The sequence below is a fragment of the Acinetobacter venetianus RAG-1 = CIP 110063 genome, assembly GCF_000368585.1.
Lineage (GTDB): Bacteria > Pseudomonadota > Gammaproteobacteria > Pseudomonadales > Moraxellaceae > Acinetobacter > Acinetobacter venetianus.
The window spans coordinates 630,126-645,932 of the sequence record NZ_KB849557.1 but is presented as its reverse complement, the minus strand read 5'-3'; the positions used below and the strand labels follow the sequence as shown (position 1 = coordinate 645,932).

Sequence of the window (15,807 nt, the reverse complement as noted above, 5' to 3'; positions counted from 1 at the left end):
TGATTTTGATGTAATTATGGCGAAGAGACCAACGAGAAAAGGTAAATCACAAGCTACTTTTTTAAGCCAAAATGTTGGAAAAATTATGCTTGCTTTGATCGCGACAGGAAGTTTTGCGATCGCATTTGGTAGTGAAAAAATTGCTAAATTTATTCCATTACAGTCGAGTAATGGGGCTTGTTTAAAACAGTTTTATCGCGATGTACCGCCATTATTAGCAAAAGATAGCCTAAAAAAAGACAGCTATGCACTGTGCTTTAATGATTTTAATGTTATGTATTCTGGGATTTCTAAAACCCCACTTTGGTCAGCAGAGCATCTTACGCCTGAGCGTTTAAGTATCAAAATTAAGCGTGAAGATAATTTTCATGAAGAGACACGTGTACAACAGTCTCATCGTGCATTGTTATCCGATTATCGTGGTTCAGGATATGATCGCGGCCATATGGCACCGAATGCGGATATGAATAATACCGCAGCACAATATGATAGTTTTTCATTGGCAAATATGGTGCCGCAAGCACCGAAAAATAATCAGGAAGTTTGGCGTAAATTAGAAGAGGCGGTTCGAGCAGTCGTCACCAAACATCATAAAGATGCTTATGTACTCACTGGGCCAGTTTTTGAAGGTAAAAGATTAAAAACCATTGGCAGTGGAGTGATTGTACCAACTGCGGTGTATAAGGCAGTTTATTTGCCAAAGCAGGGGATTATTGGTGCTTATTACGCTCCGAACAATAATTCTCAGCAGGTGAAAGTGGTGAGTATCTGTTATCTAGAAGAGAAACTGGGAATCAATTTATTTCCACAGCTGACCGAACAACAGAAGCGGAATGTTTATCATCTTCCACTCACTGCGCAAAATGTAAAAGCCAATAGAGAGATCAGTTACGCGCATTGGGATGGTCAAAGTCAGTGCGCAGATGAAGCGGATAATGCCAGTATTCAAGCACAGCAAAAACAGTTCACCTCAGGACAAACACAAGCTGTTGAAAGTAAATTTCCACAGATCGATGAGGAGACTAAACAAGCATTAATCAAGCAGTTAGTCGATGCCCTAGTTCAGTATTTCTTACAATTGTTGAGATAGTGTAGCGAAGATTGCAAAGTCTCCACACTTCGCTCATGGTGTAAAACTGAAAATAACAATGAGAGAAAAAATGTTTAAGCCTTTTCAAAACGGAAATGAGTCAGCAGCGATTTATGATCTGACACTAGAAAATGATTTAGATTGCGTGAGCTTATATGGCAATTTGCAGATCACCAAAGATCAAGAGGGTCTGAAAACCGCAAAGGCTTTACAGCAGTTTGTGAATGAGCTTGTGGCAGCATTAGAGCAGCAAGAATTGCCTAAGAAGATTGAACGTCGACCTGAACAAGAGATAGAAAACCCATTTCTATAAATAAAAAAACAGCCTAATCAGGCTGTTTTTTTTATTGCAATCTAGCTTAGTTTTTCTCGTTGCTTACCACCTTGTAGATGATTGCACCGATCACAGCACCAATAATTGGTGCAACCCAGAACAACCAAAGTTGGCTTAATGCGGCTGTTTCTGCAAAGAATGCTACACCTGTACTACGTGCTGGGTTAACAGAAGTATTGGTGACTGGAATACTGATTAAGTGAATCACAGTTAAGGTTAAACCAATCGCAATCGGTGCAAAGCCAGCAGGGGCATTCTTATGTGTAGATAACAAAATGATAATCAAGAAAACGGCTGTTAAAACCACTTCAATTAAAAATGCTGAAGCCAACGAAAAGTGGTTTGGAGATAACTCACCATAACCATTGGTTGCGAAGCCACCTGTGCCTGCAAAGCCTGCTTGACCTTGGACGATAATGTAAAGAATAAATGCAGCGAATGTTGCACCGAGCACTTGTGAAATAATATACGGTGCTAAATCCTTGGCTTCGATACGACCACCCACCCATAAGCCCACACTGACAGCGGGGTTAAAGTGCGCTCCAGAAATATGACCAAAGGCATAAGCGCCTGTTAAAACAGTTAAACCAAAAGCAAAAGCAACACCTAAGAAACCGATTCCAAGTTCTGGAAATGCAGCTGCAAGTACTGCACTACCACAACCACCAAATACGAGCCAAAAGGTTCCGAGAAATTCTGCTAAATATTTGTTCATTTTTATCACCACACAATTTATAAAAAATAAAAAAGTAACCATCCAAAAATTTATTGTGGATACGTTCAACCTATGTGAAATAAATGTGAATTAATTCACGCAGGTTGTAGGCTATTGTATAAATGGTGTAAAAATAATGATCAGTTGTGAAACCGTTAGTTTGCCCCGAAATTTATTACGAATTGTAAGTTGTGTTGTCTTTCCGCCATTGCTGAGGCGTTTGTCCTGTCCAAATCTTAAAAGCACGTTGAAAAGCGCTTTGTTCTGAATAGCAAAGTAGCAGGGCGATTTCTTGTAGGCTCAAATGAGGGTCTTTTAAATATTCGGTTGCCAGCATAAAGCGGATTTGCTGTACGCGCTCTTGGAAAGTGGTGTTTTGTTGTTGTAAATGACGTTGTAATTGTCGTACTGAAAGTCCTAATTTCTCAGCAATAAAATCAATTTGATATTGGTTTTTTTGTAGTCCAGTCAAAATGGAATGTTGTAAACGTTGATCCAGTTGAGTTGAGTTTGGTAGTTGTTCCAATAGAGCCTGTGCTTGTTTTAACAACAGCTGTTGTAATGTGTGATCGCCAGTTCTAAGCGGTTTAAACGCTTCACTGACTGGAAGCAATAACTGAGTTTTAGGTTGTTCAAAACGAACACGACAATGAAAGTATTGTTCATAAATTGCGATGTTTTTGGGTGCTGTATTGACGAAGTGTACTTCATGTAAATGAATACTTTCGCCTGACATAAAGAGCTTTAGAAACTGCACCATAAGGGCAATTGCAATTTCATCTGTCAGTTGTGTTGGATGAGGTTCAGGGGCTTCCCAACGAATCGAGACATAAGGTGGATTGAACTCAACAATGAGAGGGCTGCCATCATAAATCAGTCGATGAAAGTCATGATATCGGGCCAAAGCCTCGCCTAAATTTTCACAGGACAAAGCAAGATAAGCAATAATCCCCAGATGCTTCGGTTGAACATATTCCGCAATTTCTAACCCTAAACCTGTTTTAGGGTGCATCGCATTGAGGTCTTCCAGCAAGTCACGCCAAATCACATAATCAAAGCGCTCTAGGTTTTGAACTTGTTGTAATTGTTCAGGAATTTCAATCTTTTTTGCTTCGCAATAGGCTTTTAATAAGTGCCCCAAACCTCCAAATACAGAGCCTGTATAATTCTTGAGTTGAGACATCCCGTCTACTCCCGATCTTGTCGTGTTTTGTCAATATAACTATATCGTATCGTCAATACTTCGCCTATAAAAATTTATATCTTTAATAAAAATAAGGAATCTTTTGGAGAAAACCATGTTAAAGGGTTTTATTGCAGGTCTAGCCGTTGCAAATGCATTTGAGTGGTTTGCACATAAATACGTTTTACATGGCGTACATCGCCCAGGACAGCCACGCTATAGTCCAGTTCCAAAAAGTATGGAGTCGCATTGGGCACACCATCGTGAAGTGCGCAAACAAGAATTTTCTGATGATTGTTATGTTGAGGGGCTAGATAGTTGGCGTACTCGTAATGAGTTAATGTCTCTTGCTGTGGCAGCGGGTGTAGCAAGTGTTGTGTTCTATCCTTTCTCAAAAGGGATGTCACTTGCCGCGATTTACAGTGCAGGAAATTATTATTATGTGCACCGTCGCGCGCATTTAGAACCTGATTGGGCACGTCGTACAATTCCTTGGCATTATGATCATCATATGAACTCAAACCAAGATGCGAACTGGTGTGTGACACGCCCATGGTTTGATTATGTGATGGGAACTCGGGTTGTTTCATCTGCGGATTTAAAAGAGGACAATCCGCTAGGCATCAAGTTACCAGCCCCTATTTCTAAAGCACTCAGTCATGCGATTGAATCTGTATTTCCAGCAAAATGGGTTGAGCAAAAGCCAAAACTGGTTAAGCCTCCTGTCGTAGAACAAGAGCAAAGTGCATCAGTGGCTTAACTTATCGCTTAAGGGTAAATAAGCCAGACAAAGTTTTATTTTGATAAATCACGACAATAAAGATGAGCTTGTCGTGAATTGTCAATAAAATCGGGATTTAATGTCAATATTTATGCTGAGTTTATCGCTACCTTAGCTCAAGCCTTTTTATTGCTTAATATTTATCCAGATTTGCTGTATTTTGTTTACCCTCTAGCGTTGTATAAACGCAGTTTCCATACCTTGTTCCGCAAGGTATTTTTTTGTCTGTTAGTTTTGTAAATTCAAACCTGTCAAAAGATAGAGTGTATTACTATCTTTAAAATTTGGTGAGTACTGAAAGCATATTTTCTGATTAGGTTGAATTTGAGCCATGATTGGCAAATGTTTAGCAACAGCGCGATTACGTGCAAAAACAAAAATCTGTCCTTGTTCTGTTTTAAACTCATATAGTATTTGAGTCCAATTACCATTCTTTGAATAATGCTCAATGCTTTGGTAATGATTGAAAATTCCACAGTGGTGTTCTTGCTTGGGGCTATTCACTGCAAAATAATAGTAAATTTGATGGGCATAAACGTATAAAGAAATGATACTAGGAACACTTATAATAGAGATTACAACACTGAGAAAAATAGACTCCTGATGTTTGAGCCAATAGATAATCAAACCTAGACAACCAAAAAGAACAATCCAAATTAAAGTCTCATTCATTTTTTATTCTACTAAAAATTAAGACGTAACCGAAAACTCGACTACGCCTGTTATGTTGCTTAAAGACGCATTTCAATGCCTTGATCTGCCAAGTATTGTTTGGCTTCTGGAATGGTATGTTGACCAAAGTGGAAAATCGAAGCAGCAAGCACTGCATCAGCACCGCCTTTTAAAATACCGTCTGCTAAATGCTGTAGATTACCGACACCGCCTGAAGCGATGGTTGGGATATTGACGCGATCATTGATCTGGCGCATCAGCGCAATGTCATAACCTGCTTTGGTACCATCGGCATCCATACTGGTGATGAGAAGTTCACCTGCGCCATAGTCTGCCATTTTGATGGCCCACTCAATTGCATCGATTCCTGTTGGTTTACGTCCGCCATGGGTAAAGATTTCCCATTTATTATCGCCCGTTTTTTTGGCGTCGATTGCAACAACGATACATTGCGCACCGAAGCGCTGAGAAGCTTCTTGTACGAACTCAGGTGTGAAAACAGCAGCTGAGTTGATACTCACTTTGTCGGCGCCAGCATTCAGCAGTAAACGAATATCTTCAACTTTACGTACACCACCACCCACTGTAAGTGGAACGAAAACGCTTTCAGCCATACGCTCTACAGTGCGATAAGTCGTGTCTCTTCCATGATGGGTAGCAGTAATATCTAAAAAGGTAATTTCGTCAGCGCCTTGTTCGTTATAACGACGTGCGACTTCTACAGGATCACCTGCGTCACGGATATCTAGGAATTGAACGCCTTTGACGACTCGGCCATTATCAACATCTAAGCAAGGGATAATACGTTTTGCGAGCATAAAATTTTCCAAAAAATCGCCAATAGTGAAAGGAGACCGACTCTGGTGCTACACCTTCATGGAGGGAACGGGTATTCTATCAAACTTCACAGCTATTTTTTGCAGGTTTTCCATGTCGGTTTATACCCCGTTGAGTTTAGAAGAAGTTCAAGCATTCGCTGAGCCATATGGTTTGGCAGTGATTGACCTCATTCCAATCCAAGGCGGTATTCAAAACACCAATTATTTTTTGGTGGATCAGTCTCAGAAACACTATGTACTCACTGTTTTTGAGGAATTAGATGCTGAAGGTGCAGGTGAGCTTGTTCCGGTGCTTGATCGCTTAGGTGAGGCAGGCGTTCCAGTTGCAGTACCGTTAAAACATCATGGACAAGCAATTCATAGCATTGCCAATAAACCTGCACAGATTGCACCGCGTTTGATGGGTGAACATCCAGAGCAAACCACGATTGAACAGGTTGATGCAATTGCCCAAGCACAGGCGAAAATGCATTTAGCGTTACACGGTTTTCCTTTAGAGCGCGATTTTAATCGTAATCATCAATATTGGTCTGATGTCGCGGCACAGCTTCAACCCAAAATGAATGCTGAAGATCAAGCGTTATTGGCGCAGGTTTTCCAAAAGTTTGCTGAAATTACCCAACAACGTCCGGATCGTCCTGTGGGTTTTATTCACTCTGATTTATTTAGGGATAATACCTTATTTGAGGGTAACCAATTACAAGGAATTCTTGATTTTTATGAATTGAATCAAGATGAATGGCTCTTTGATATTGCAATTAGTATCAATGACTTTTGTACAGCTTATCCTCAAGCCCATCTTGACCAAGAAAAAGCAGCACATTATTTAGCAGCTTATCAAGCGATTCGTCCATTAACTCAAGATGAGTTGGCATGTCTAGATATTTTCTTGGCAATGGCGACCTGTCGATTCTGGAGTATGCGTTTGCAAGTGGCACAAAAAAATGCCGAACATGGGCGCACGGGTGATGATATCTCGCAAAAAGATCCGCTTGAAATGCGTATGATGTTACAAGATCGTTTACAAAGAATCAGTGCTTAAGGAGGAGTCATGCGAGATCAAGGTCGTTTAGTCGAATGGTTTGATGAGAAAGGTTATGGCTTTATTCAACCCAATGATGTCCATAAAGATCGCGTTTTTTTGCACATCAAAGACTTTGCTCGCACAGGTCCTCGACCAATTGTCGGCTGTGCTTTGGAATACACGATTATTCTCGATGAGCGTGGTCGTTATCGCGCTCAGCAAGTCACTTATTTAAAAGCATCACAAGTCTTTGAACATAAAACAAAACCAGCTCGACCAACAGCAGCGAAGCGTTGGTCTCCGATGCAAATCGGTATCTTGATTTATATTGTATTTATGGTGATTGCGAGCTTTAGTAAATTGCTACCGCCTTATACTTTATTGTTTGTCAGTTTGATGAATGTTTTGAGCTATTGGCTATATGCACAGGATAAAGAAGCAGCACAATTGGGCAATCGCCGTATCCCTGAGCAGACTTTACATATCGTTGATTCTCTAGGGGGATGGTGTGCTGGTTGGCTTGCACAGCAAAAACTGAGACATAAAACACAAAAACAACCATTCCGTAAGATTTATTTCTGTACCATAGGCTTTCATATATTGTTGATATGTTGGTTAATTTCTCCCCTCAATGTGTTTTATTAATATTGAGATGGAGTTTGGAGATAAATAAAAATGAACTATTCCGTAGATCAAGATCCAAACCGTACTTTAACGTTGGTTCTTTATGTACTTTATATTATTGCCATTTTTACTGGCGGTTTATTGGCGATCATTGCGCTCATCATTAACTATGTAAAACGTAGTGATGTTCAAGGCTCGATATTTGAAAGTCATTTTACTTGGCAAATTCGCACCTTCTGGTGGTATTTAGCTTGGAATATTATTGCCTTTGTTCCGTTCTTATTCTTGTTCTTTACAGGTGATAATGGAACGGCGTTTGCGGGTGTTGCGTTAACGGCAACGACCTTTGCCTTTGCTGCCGTGTTCGGTGCATGGGTGTGGATTGTCTATCGTGCAATCCGTGGTTTAATTGCTTTAAATGATAATAAACCGATGTATCAATAAACCTGACTTCATGTGGTGTGATTGTGATTATTGAGCATGTACATTTAAATATTAAACCCAATCAAAGTGAAGCGTTTGAGTTAGCCTTTCAGCAAGCTAAACAGATTATTTACCCAATGGATGGGCTGAATGCAGTTCAACTGATTAAACATGTCGAGGACAATCACCACTACATTTTGATGATTTTTTGGGACACTATAGAACATCATACTGAAGGTTTTAGAAAATCAGCAGCGTATCAAGAATGGAAAGCATTATTACATCCATTCTATGATCCGATGCCAACGGTTGAATACTATCAACCGCATATGTTGCTTAAAAAGAAAGAACCTTCTCAGTGAGTTAGATGATTTTAATTTTTTAGTCTTTTTTATCTTTTAATATTTTGAGTTTCAATTCACTTACGAGCACACCTACGACCACCAATAAGCCGCCAAATAATGCTAAAAGTGGCAAACGTTCACCTGCAATACGTCCAAATACACCAGCCCAGACAGGTTCTCCAGCATAGATAATCGCCGCACGCGTTGGATCAACCATTTTTTGTGCCCAGTTCATGACGAATTGAATCAATGCACTCGCGAGACCTAGCCCGACAGCCACTAGAAATAGCGGCCATGAAAAGCTTGGAATCGTATGCTCACCAACGAGAGGCATACTCGCAAAACAGAGTAATGAGGCAACTGTAAGTTGGATGATAGTCACGCGCCTTAAATTTACTTTACCTGCAAAATAGCCAATCAAAATGATTTCCATGGCAATCACAACTGCACAAATCAGTGTAAGAACTTGTCCATAATTTAGGCTAATACTTGAAAATCCATTTCCTGTCAGCAACACCAAACCTGTAAATGCTAATCCTGTTCCAATCCATGTCATCAGTGAAGGGCGTTTCTGAAAAATAGCCCACATCAAAATAGGAACAAGTGGGACATAAAGCGCCGTTAGGAAAGCAGATTCGCTACTTAAAATAGTTTGCAGTCCAACGGTTTGAGTGCCATAGCCAATGGCAATCATCACACCAATCGCTGTCCCAGCAAATGTTTCTTTGAGCGTTAAGCCGCTCAAGGATTTTACTGAAATCAGAAAAATAACCAGTGCTGCGACAGCAAATCGACAGCCGACAAAAAACATTGGCGTACTAAAATTTAGCGCGTATTGAACTGCTAAAAATGTTCCGCCCCAAATCATCGTGATAAAGATCAGGGCGAATTGAGCCGCTTTGGGTGATTGTGACAAATTCGTCAAAGTAAAAGTCCTAATATAGGATGTGTGCAATATACTGCACATATTGCATTGGTTTTTAATATTGTGCAATATATTGCACAATATTTTTTGTGATTGAATTGAATGAGCCAATCAGAAGCCATCTTGCAATATGTAGGCGAAAATATACGTTTCTTCCGTGACCAATCGCAGCTCAGTCAACAAGAGCTAGCTGATCGGGCAGGGCTGAGTCGGCGAACCATTGCCGCTCTTGAAACAGGACAGGTCAATATTAGTTTAGCGAAACTAGATGCTATCGCGAATGCTCTAGGAGTCGACTTTAAACGTCTTGTCAGTGCGCCTGAGTTTGCAGATTCGGCAGTTGTTAACACGATTGCATGGCAGGGGGAGCAGCTTGGAAGTCAGGCAGTTTTGCATGCTGCTGTTCCTGCACGTGCACAGGTTGAATTGTGGACATGGAGTTTGGCAGAAGGAGAAACATATGTGGCCGAACCTGATCAACAAGGTTGGCAAGAATTAATCTATGTGATCGAGGGTGAGCTCAGTCTGGAATTAGAATCAGGTACACAAGTCATTAGTGCTGGATCATCCATTTTATTTGAAAGCTCGACACATTATCGTTATTACAATCAAGGCAAGGGTACGCTGAAATTTGTTCGTAATGTTATTTATTAGTATTAAAAAAAGAGCCAAATTTTTGAATTTGGCTCTTTGGGATTTTGAAATGATCAATGAATATTAGATCGTTTCAAAATGATGTTTGCTATGTGTACCATATTTATCAATCATGATTGAGCTGGCTTCATTCAAACCACGAACGGTCACATTGGTACCATTTCTTTGAAATTTATTGACGACAGAATCTAGCATGGCAACGGAGGTAACATCCCAGATGTGAGAGTGTGTCAGGTCAATAATCACATCATTAACAGGTTCTTGAAAATCGAAGCTCTGCATGAATTTTTCTGATGAACTAAAGAAAATCTGTCCTTTAAGATCGTAAACGCGGACATCACCTTCAAAATAATGCTCGATATGAATATCATTTTCTAATTTATTAGCAAGGAATAATGCTGAAAGTAACACACCTGTCAGCACACCTAAGGCAAGGTTATGAGTGGCAACTACCACGGCAACGGTCGCGAGCATCACGATATTACTGCTCTTAGGATTGGCTTTAAATGTGGTTAAAGATTTCCATTCAAAAGTACTGATCGAAACCATGATCATCACCGCAACCAATGCAGCCATTGGAATGACTTTTAACCAGTCACTAATAAACACGACCAGAATGAGTAAGAATATACCTGCACAGAAGGTTGAAAGACGTGCGCGACCACCTGATTTTACATTGATGATCGATTGACCAATCATGGCACAACCTGCCATTCCCCCCATGAAGCCAGAAGCGATATTGGCAATGCCTTGACCTTTACATTCTTGGAATTTATCACTTGGCGTATCTGTCATTTCATCAATGATCGTTGCGGTCATCATTGATTCAAGTAAACCCACAGCAGCCAAAGCAATCGAATAAGGTAAAATGATTTGGAGTGTTTCTAGGTTAAGCGGAATATCGGGGAGTAAAAAGATCGGTAAAGTATCTGGTAACGAGCCCATATCACCGACGGTACGAATATCAATTCCGAAATAAATAGCAACGAGCGTGACAGCAATGATGCAGACCAATGGTGAAGGTAAAAAGCTGCCAATTTTAGGAATCAAAGGAAATAGATAAATAATCGCTAAACCTAAACCAACCAATGCATAAACATGCCATGTGACATTGACCAGTTCGGGCAACTGCGCCATAAAAATCAAAATCGCGAGCGCATTGACGAAACCAATCACCACAGATTTAGAGACAAAGCGCATGAGTTTGGCGAGTTTGAGATAACCTGCAAGAATCTGAATGACGCCCGTTAGAATCGTTGCGGCCAGTAAATATTGCAAGCCGTGTTCTTTCACTAGCGTGGCCATAACCAGTGCCATCGCACCAGTTGCCGCCGAAATCATAGCAGGTCGTCCACCGACAAATGAGATTACGACTGCGATACAGAAGGATGCATACAAGCCGACTTTAGGGTCAACACCTGCAATAATAGAGAATGCGATTGCCTCAGGAATGAGTGCTAAACCGACAACCAGCCCTGCCAAAATATCCGCACGGATATTGGAAAACCATTGTTCTCGAACATTGGATAACATAGAAATAGCCTATTTTTTTCTTTGAAAATTAAAGGCTAGTGATGTGATATAAAAACACAAGACTACACCACATCACTAGACAGTGATGAGTTACTTACAGATGGGATGTGTAAAAAACTAAGGTGGCGTAAGTGTCATTATGAGATGGAACTTTGAGATGAGAGTTTGGATAAGGATAACATTTAAGCAGAAAAAGCTCTAGTCATCATTTCAATCACTAGAGCGAATGCAGAGAATTACAATGATTGTTGGTCTAACAATAATTGAGCTTCACGGAGGTTAAGTGTACCTTCGTAAATCGCACGACCTGTGATCGCACCTAAAATGCCTTTTTGACCTTTTAAGTTACGAACATCATCAAGGTTGGTCACGCCACCAGAAGCAATCACAGGAAGACCTGAATAAGTCGCTAGATTTACAGTTTGCTCAACATTTACACCTTGCATCATGCCATCACGCGCAATATCAGTGTAAACAATGCTAGATACGCCAGCATCAGCAAAACGTTTAGCAAGATCAGTTGCTTTTACATCAGTGACATTTGCCCAGCCATCAGTTGCAACCATACCATTGATTGCATCGATACCGACAATGATGTGACCAGCAAAACGCTTACATGCTTCTTCAACAAATTCAGGTTCTTTGACGGCTTTTGTACCGATAATCACAAATGACACGCCAGCATCTAAATAGTGCTCGATGGTTTCAAGTGAACGGATACCACCGCCAATTTGAATTGGCAACTCAGGCTGAGCACGTGCAATTGCTTCAACGACAGGTTTATGAATCGGCGTACCAGCGAAAGCACCATTTAAGTCAACTAAGTGTAAGCGACGAGCGCCTTCATCAACCCAATGTTGTGCAGTTGCAACAGGATCATCAGAGAAAACAGTATCGTCTTCCATACGGCCTTGCTTTAAACGAACACATTTACCATCTTTCAGGTCAATCGCAGGGATGATTAGCATGCTTTCGCTCCTTGCATCATCATAAATTTAAATTGGCTACATATTATCAAAATATTGATCAATCGCTAAGCCTTGGATGCTGAACCTTCAAGTATTCTCACGACTTTTTGTTGTAATTGAGGAGAGAGGAGTTGATGTTGATATAAATATTTAAAAACCATGAGTGCAGCATAGGCATCTGCGGCAGCATAGTTGATCTGTTGAGGACTGAGTTGTTTCACCGACCAATTGGAGGTGCTAACTTTTTTACTTTTGCTTAAATGGCGTTGAAACAGGACAGCAATTGCTGTTTGTATCCCGACTTGGGAAGTATAACCAAAACTTGAGAAGCTTTTTGATAGATCAATATGGGACTTGAGTTCAATGCCTTTAATCCGAAAACTCGCACTATCATTTTTTAAACCAAAGCCAACTTTGAGCTGTTGTTCATTTTCTAAAATCGGTTTTAAGAAGTTGAGAATGTCAGGGTTAACTTGGAAAAGATATGCTTTCTCTGAGGTTGCAAGTTGTACGAGATGAGGTCCAGTTGATTTCTCACCGACTTTGAAAGTCGGTTTAGATTCGGTGTCGAAACCAAAAACTTGAATGGAATAGAGTTCATCTTGAATGCTTTGACACTGTGCAAGCGTTTGAATGATCAAGATATTGTGAGTATCTAAATTTTGAAATGCAGGAAAAGTTCTTATTTCTTCTTTGCTTAAAAGTATTGGCTTTTGCTGCATTTCCATTGGATTAAACTCAAATCTATTAGATGAGCTTAAACGTTTTTCTTGAAATGAAAAAGCCAAGTTAAAAAACTTGGCTTTGAAATAAATATTCTATTTATTCAGCGTATCTATTCATTTGTTCCATTTGGATTTGTTGGCTTTTTTGAATATAGTTTTGATACGCAGGAATAGCGGTTGCTGCGATCGCTAAGATACTGAGTGGGAAAATGACGATATATATCCACCCTAAAACTTTTTCCCAACCTTGAGTAATACGCGGTGAGCCGTACTTATTTGCAGTCTCATCGCCTTTTGCACAACTTAAATAAATAAAAAAGAACAAATTTATGAGTGGCAATAATGCTAACAATGACAGCCAACCTGTTTGGTTTCGATCATGTAGACGACGAATCGAGAAAATGAAACTGAAATAGATCATTGCAATATAAACAATGACAAAGAGTCCACCGAATACATATAACGATGAGCCTGTTGATGAACTGCTAAAAGCAGGGACAAGAAATGCTGCGATAATACCTAAAATGAATACGAAGACCACGAGTAACATATTCCAGCCTAAATAAGATAGTCGGCCAAAACGTCCACTTGCACTAAAACCCGAATCATTTGTTTGAAGATGAGATGACATGTTATTTTCCTGTTGTCACTGATTTTTAAAATTAATTTTTTAAAAGATAAATTGTTTGGTTTTCATTCAAAGCGTTTGCATAATAAGCAAAAAATAATTGTAAATAAATAGAAATGCGCATGAAAAAAATTAGGCCAATATCAATTGACCTAATTTTGAATATTTAAAACAGCTGAAAACGAATTAAATTTTCCATTCCACAAAGTTTTTCAATAACTGTAAACCTGCTGTGTGGCTTTTCTCAGGATGGAATTGTGTCGCGAACAGATTATCTTTATGAATCGCGGTACAAAAGTTTAAGCCATAATCACAAGTTGCTGCAGTGACTGTCGCATCTTTGGGTTCTACATAGTAGCTATGAACGAAATAGAAACGTGCATCTTGTTCAATGTTGTTCCACATTGGATGGTTTGGATCAAGTTGATGCACTTGGTTCCATCCCATGTGTGGCACTTTCAGGTTTGGAATTGCTGGGAAATGTTTAACAACACCATCAAAAATACCTAATGCTTCTACGCCGCCATTTTCTTCAGAGCTTTGTAGGAGCGCTTGCATACCAACACAAATTGCTAAAACGGGTTTGTTGAAAGCGGCTTTGCGAACAACTTCATCAATTCCTGCTTCATGCATCCCTTGCATACAGTCACGCATGGCGCCAACACCAGGGAATACAATTTTATCTGCTTTTTCAATAAGTTTTGGGTCGTTGGTCACGTCAACTGTTGCACCCACATGCTCTAAAGCTTTTGCTGCTGAGTGTAAGTTGCCCATGCCATAATCAAGTAAAGCAATACGAGTCATTACAGGCTACCTTTGGTCGAAGCAATCATACCCTCTGCACGAGGATCAACTTCACACGCCATACGTAATGCACGTGCTAAAGCTTTGAAAACACTTTCGATCTGATGGTGGCTATTTTTTCCTTTCAGGTTATCAATATGTAATGTCATCAGTGCATGATTGACAAAACCTTGGAAAAATTCTGAGAATAAATCGACATCAAAGGTTCCGATGCGTGCACGAGTGAATGGAATATCCATAAACAAGCCCGGGCGACCAGACAAATCGACTACAACACGAGAAAGTGCTTCATCGAGAGGTGCATAAAAATGACCATAACGACGTAAGCCTTTTTTATCACCTAAAGCTTGCGCAAAGGCTTGTCCCAAGGTGATTCCACAGTCCTCTACGGTGTGATGATCATCAATTTCGAGATCACCATCGCAATGAATGTCGATATCAAATAGACCATGGCGCTTGATTTGATCAATCATATGGTCTAAAAATGGAACTCCAGTGTTGAGTGTGCCTTGACCAGTACCATCGAGATTGAGACGAACTCGAATTTTTGTTTCGTTGGTATTTCTTACCACTTCACTGATACGTTGCGTCATGGACACGTTCCTCAAAAAACGTCAAAAATGATTGAATTAAAAACCAATAGTTTCGCTGTGACGAAAAAGTGACAGCATCATAGTTTGCTCAGGAGGGTTAATCAATGCCTATTACCGTACATGCTTACAGTTCACTAGAAAATCTAGGGATTCGTACCCAGCTAGAGCGACTTTATGACACCAGCCCAGAGTTTGGTGATGGGCAAGATGCGATGGAGCAACTTGAACAAGATCTACAGCAATATACCACAGTTTATACCGCTGAATTTAACACCAAAATTATAGGTGCAATCTGGGTCACAGGACAAGGTGAAAGCCGTGTTTTGGAATATATAGTTGTGCACCCTGCCAATCGTGGTCGAGGTGTGGCGGAACGCTTAGTTGAAGAGGTTTGCCGTATGGAAGAAGAGCAAGGGGTAAAACAATTCGAACCGGGTTGTGGCGCAATCCATCGCTGTTTATCGCATATTGGTCGAATCTGAAAATATGATTTTCACCTGGACTCTGGAGCAAAATTAAACACTTAATAGAAAAATCCACAAATTTACTTGACGGATTTTGACAAACATTGTTTAATACGCCCACTTTGGCGCGATAGCTCAGTCGGTAGAGCAACGGATTGAAAATCCGTGTGTCCCCAGTTCGATCCTGGGTCACGCCACCATAGATTTGTATTTTCAATCCCTGATCCCATCAGGGATTTTTTTTACCCAAAATATTTTGCGTGAAAAATGGGCAATTAAATCAAAAGCTCAGGATAATTGTTGACTATTGAGCTGAGATACGGCTTAATACACGCCATTGGCGCGATAGCTCAGTCGGTAGAGCAACGGATTGAAAATCCGTGTGTCCCCAGTTCGATCCTGGGTCACGCCACCATATTCAAAAAGCCTCAAACATCTGTTTGGGGCTTTTTTTATACTTCAAAATAGACCTATTCATTATTGT

The 15,807-nt window shown here is 40.2% G+C and carries 20 protein-coding genes and 2 tRNA genes; 11 read left to right on the top strand and 11 right to left on the bottom strand.

The genetic code is table 11. From position 1 onward, the window contains the following. Positions 1–16 precede the first annotated feature (16 nt). A complete protein-coding gene (locus tag F959_RS04560; protein ID WP_017196878.1) occupies positions 17–1,090 on the top strand; it encodes a DNA/RNA non-specific endonuclease in 1,074 nt (357 codons plus the stop codon). Positions 1,091–1,160: 70 nt separating this feature from the next. After that, positions 1,161–1,403 (top strand): hypothetical protein, encoded by a 243-nt coding sequence (locus tag F959_RS04555; RefSeq protein WP_004877954.1) that lies wholly within the window; start codon positions 1,161–1,163, stop codon positions 1,401–1,403. Positions 1,404–1,449: 46 nt separating this feature from the next. Here the strand turns inward: F959_RS04555 and aqpZ are convergent, their stop codons facing one another. Together aqpZ and F959_RS04545 are read right to left on the bottom strand one after the other, a co-directional pair. Next, positions 1,450–2,139 (bottom strand): aquaporin Z, encoded by a 690-nt coding sequence (gene aqpZ, locus F959_RS04550; protein WP_004877952.1) that lies wholly within the window; start codon positions 2,137–2,139, stop codon positions 1,450–1,452. Positions 2,140–2,314: 175 nt separating this feature from the next. After that, positions 2,315–3,322, bottom strand: coding sequence for an AraC family transcriptional regulator (locus F959_RS04545; RefSeq protein WP_004877950.1), 1,008 nt, complete (start codon positions 3,320–3,322; stop codon positions 2,315–2,317). A gap of 115 nt (positions 3,323–3,437) precedes the next feature. Between F959_RS04545 and F959_RS04540 the strand changes: the two genes are divergently transcribed. Continuing rightward, positions 3,438–4,082, top strand: a complete 645-nt coding sequence (locus tag F959_RS04540) for a sterol desaturase family protein (protein ID WP_004877949.1) — start codon at positions 3,438–3,440, stop codon at positions 4,080–4,082. A 249-nt stretch (positions 4,083–4,331) separates the two neighbouring features. Here the strand turns inward: F959_RS04540 and F959_RS04535 are convergent, their stop codons facing one another. Next, on the bottom strand, positions 4,332–4,775 hold the full coding sequence (locus tag F959_RS04535) for a hypothetical protein (protein ID WP_004877947.1): 444 nt from the start codon (positions 4,773–4,775) through the stop codon (positions 4,332–4,334). A 59-nt stretch (positions 4,776–4,834) separates the two neighbouring features. Beyond that, positions 4,835–5,593, bottom strand: a complete 759-nt coding sequence (hisF, locus tag F959_RS04530; RefSeq protein ID WP_004877946.1) for an imidazole glycerol phosphate synthase subunit HisF — start codon at positions 5,591–5,593, stop codon at positions 4,835–4,837. Positions 5,594–5,705: 112 nt separating this feature from the next. On the opposite strand from hisF, the gene F959_RS04525 reads away from it, so the two are divergent. Genes F959_RS04525 through F959_RS04510 form a run of 4 tightly spaced genes read left to right on the top strand, consistent with a single transcriptional unit; the run spans position 5,706 to position 8,047 of the window. Then, positions 5,706–6,656, top strand: coding sequence for a homoserine kinase (locus F959_RS04525; protein ID WP_004877945.1), 951 nt, complete (start codon positions 5,706–5,708; stop codon positions 6,654–6,656). Positions 6,657–6,665: 9 nt separating this feature from the next. Further along, on the top strand, positions 6,666–7,283 hold the full coding sequence (locus tag F959_RS04520) for a DUF1294 domain-containing protein (protein WP_004877944.1): 618 nt from the start codon (positions 6,666–6,668) through the stop codon (positions 7,281–7,283). Between the two features lie 30 nt (positions 7,284–7,313). Beyond that, entirely contained in the window at positions 7,314–7,706 is a 393-nt protein-coding gene (locus F959_RS04515) for a DUF4870 family protein (RefSeq protein ID WP_004877943.1), read from the top strand. A 23-nt stretch (positions 7,707–7,729) separates the two neighbouring features. Next, the gene (locus F959_RS04510) at positions 7,730–8,047 is read left to right on the top strand and encodes an antibiotic biosynthesis monooxygenase family protein (protein WP_017196877.1); all 318 of its coding nucleotides are present in this window, start codon (positions 7,730–7,732) and stop codon (positions 8,045–8,047) included. A 19-nt stretch (positions 8,048–8,066) separates the two neighbouring features. Here the strand turns inward: F959_RS04510 and F959_RS04505 are convergent, their stop codons facing one another. Beyond that, positions 8,067–8,996, bottom strand: a complete 930-nt coding sequence (locus tag F959_RS04505) for a DMT family transporter (protein WP_373278696.1) — start codon at positions 8,994–8,996, stop codon at positions 8,067–8,069. Positions 8,997–9,056: 60 nt separating this feature from the next. Between F959_RS04505 and F959_RS04500 the strand changes: the two genes are divergently transcribed. Further along, entirely contained in the window at positions 9,057–9,608 is a 552-nt protein-coding gene (locus tag F959_RS04500) for a helix-turn-helix domain-containing protein (protein WP_004877940.1), read from the top strand. A 63-nt stretch (positions 9,609–9,671) separates the two neighbouring features. Here F959_RS04500 and F959_RS04495 read toward each other — a convergent pair whose 3' ends face one another. The 6 genes from F959_RS04495 to hisB form a co-directional block, all read right to left on the bottom strand. After that, on the bottom strand, positions 9,672–11,141 hold the full coding sequence (locus F959_RS04495) for a SulP family inorganic anion transporter (protein ID WP_004877939.1): 1,470 nt from the start codon (positions 11,139–11,141) through the stop codon (positions 9,672–9,674). A 236-nt stretch (positions 11,142–11,377) separates the two neighbouring features. Continuing rightward, positions 11,378–12,109: a 1-(5-phosphoribosyl)-5-[(5-phosphoribosylamino)methylideneamino]imidazole-4-carboxamide isomerase gene (gene hisA / locus F959_RS04490; RefSeq protein ID WP_004877937.1), complete on the bottom strand. Its 732-nt coding sequence runs from the start codon at positions 12,107–12,109 to the stop codon at positions 11,378–11,380. Between the two features lie 65 nt (positions 12,110–12,174). Continuing rightward, entirely contained in the window at positions 12,175–12,837 is a 663-nt protein-coding gene (locus F959_RS04485) for a 3'-5' exonuclease (protein WP_004877935.1), read from the bottom strand. Positions 12,838–12,931: 94 nt separating this feature from the next. Then, positions 12,932–13,465, bottom strand: coding sequence for a DUF805 domain-containing protein (locus tag F959_RS04480; protein WP_004877933.1), 534 nt, complete (start codon positions 13,463–13,465; stop codon positions 12,932–12,934). A 183-nt stretch (positions 13,466–13,648) separates the two neighbouring features. Beyond that, complete coding sequence (gene hisH / locus F959_RS04475; RefSeq protein ID WP_004877930.1) at positions 13,649–14,266, bottom strand: imidazole glycerol phosphate synthase subunit HisH; 618 nt, start codon at positions 14,264–14,266, stop codon at positions 13,649–13,651. Continuing rightward, positions 14,266–14,859 (bottom strand): imidazoleglycerol-phosphate dehydratase HisB, encoded by a 594-nt coding sequence (gene hisB / locus F959_RS04470; protein ID WP_004877928.1) that lies wholly within the window; start codon positions 14,857–14,859, stop codon positions 14,266–14,268. The genes hisH and hisB overlap by 1 nt, the downstream gene beginning before the upstream one ends. A 104-nt stretch (positions 14,860–14,963) precedes the next feature. Between hisB and F959_RS04465 the strand changes: the two genes are divergently transcribed. The 3 genes from F959_RS04465 to F959_RS04455 all read left to right on the top strand — a co-directional run bounded on the left by F959_RS04465 (position 14,964) and on the right by F959_RS04455 (position 15,738). Further along, positions 14,964–15,341 (top strand): GNAT family N-acetyltransferase, encoded by a 378-nt coding sequence (locus F959_RS04465; protein ID WP_004877925.1) that lies wholly within the window; start codon positions 14,964–14,966, stop codon positions 15,339–15,341. A 106-nt stretch (positions 15,342–15,447) separates the two neighbouring features. Beyond that, positions 15,448–15,523: transfer RNA gene (locus tag F959_RS04460), tRNA-Phe, on the top strand. Between the two features lie 139 nt (positions 15,524–15,662). Then, positions 15,663–15,738 (top strand) — tRNA-Phe (locus tag F959_RS04455). Positions 15,739–15,807: the final 69 nt, after the last annotated feature.

Excerpts from the sequence above, each read along its gene's own strand:
- F959_RS04560 (WP_017196878.1), top strand. The coding sequence starts at position 17 with ATGGCGAAGAGACCAACGAGAAAAGGTAAATCACAAGCTACTTTTTTA.
- F959_RS04555 (WP_004877954.1), top strand. The coding sequence starts at position 1,161 with ATGTTTAAGCCTTTTCAAAACGGAAATGAGTCAGCAGCGATTTATGAT.
- aqpZ (WP_004877952.1), bottom strand. The coding sequence starts at position 2,139 with ATGAACAAATATTTAGCAGAATTTCTCGGAACCTTTTGGCTCGTATTT.
- F959_RS04545 (WP_004877950.1), bottom strand. The coding sequence starts at position 3,322 with ATGTCTCAACTCAAGAATTATACAGGCTCTGTATTTGGAGGTTTGGGG.
- F959_RS04540 (WP_004877949.1), top strand. The coding sequence starts at position 3,438 with ATGTTAAAGGGTTTTATTGCAGGTCTAGCCGTTGCAAATGCATTTGAG.
- F959_RS04535 (WP_004877947.1), bottom strand. The coding sequence starts at position 4,775 with ATGAATGAGACTTTAATTTGGATTGTTCTTTTTGGTTGTCTAGGTTTG.
- hisF (WP_004877946.1), bottom strand. The coding sequence starts at position 5,593 with ATGCTCGCAAAACGTATTATCCCTTGCTTAGATGTTGATAATGGCCGA.
- F959_RS04525 (WP_004877945.1), top strand. The coding sequence starts at position 5,706 with ATGTCGGTTTATACCCCGTTGAGTTTAGAAGAAGTTCAAGCATTCGCT.
- F959_RS04520 (WP_004877944.1), top strand. The coding sequence starts at position 6,666 with ATGCGAGATCAAGGTCGTTTAGTCGAATGGTTTGATGAGAAAGGTTAT.
- F959_RS04515 (WP_004877943.1), top strand. The coding sequence starts at position 7,314 with ATGAACTATTCCGTAGATCAAGATCCAAACCGTACTTTAACGTTGGTT.
- F959_RS04505 (WP_373278696.1), bottom strand. The coding sequence starts at position 8,996 with ATGTGCAGTATATTGCACACATCCTATATTAGGACTTTTACTTTGACG.
- F959_RS04500 (WP_004877940.1), top strand. The coding sequence starts at position 9,057 with ATGAGCCAATCAGAAGCCATCTTGCAATATGTAGGCGAAAATATACGT.
- F959_RS04495 (WP_004877939.1), bottom strand. The coding sequence starts at position 11,141 with ATGTTATCCAATGTTCGAGAACAATGGTTTTCCAATATCCGTGCGGAT.
- hisA (WP_004877937.1), bottom strand. The coding sequence starts at position 12,109 with ATGCTAATCATCCCTGCGATTGACCTGAAAGATGGTAAATGTGTTCGT.
- F959_RS04485 (WP_004877935.1), bottom strand. The coding sequence starts at position 12,837 with ATGGAAATGCAGCAAAAGCCAATACTTTTAAGCAAAGAAGAAATAAGA.
- F959_RS04480 (WP_004877933.1), bottom strand. The coding sequence starts at position 13,465 with ATGTCATCTCATCTTCAAACAAATGATTCGGGTTTTAGTGCAAGTGGA.
- hisH (WP_004877930.1), bottom strand. The coding sequence starts at position 14,266 with ATGACTCGTATTGCTTTACTTGATTATGGCATGGGCAACTTACACTCA.
- hisB (WP_004877928.1), bottom strand. The coding sequence starts at position 14,859 with ATGACGCAACGTATCAGTGAAGTGGTAAGAAATACCAACGAAACAAAA.
- F959_RS04465 (WP_004877925.1), top strand. The coding sequence starts at position 14,964 with ATGCCTATTACCGTACATGCTTACAGTTCACTAGAAAATCTAGGGATT.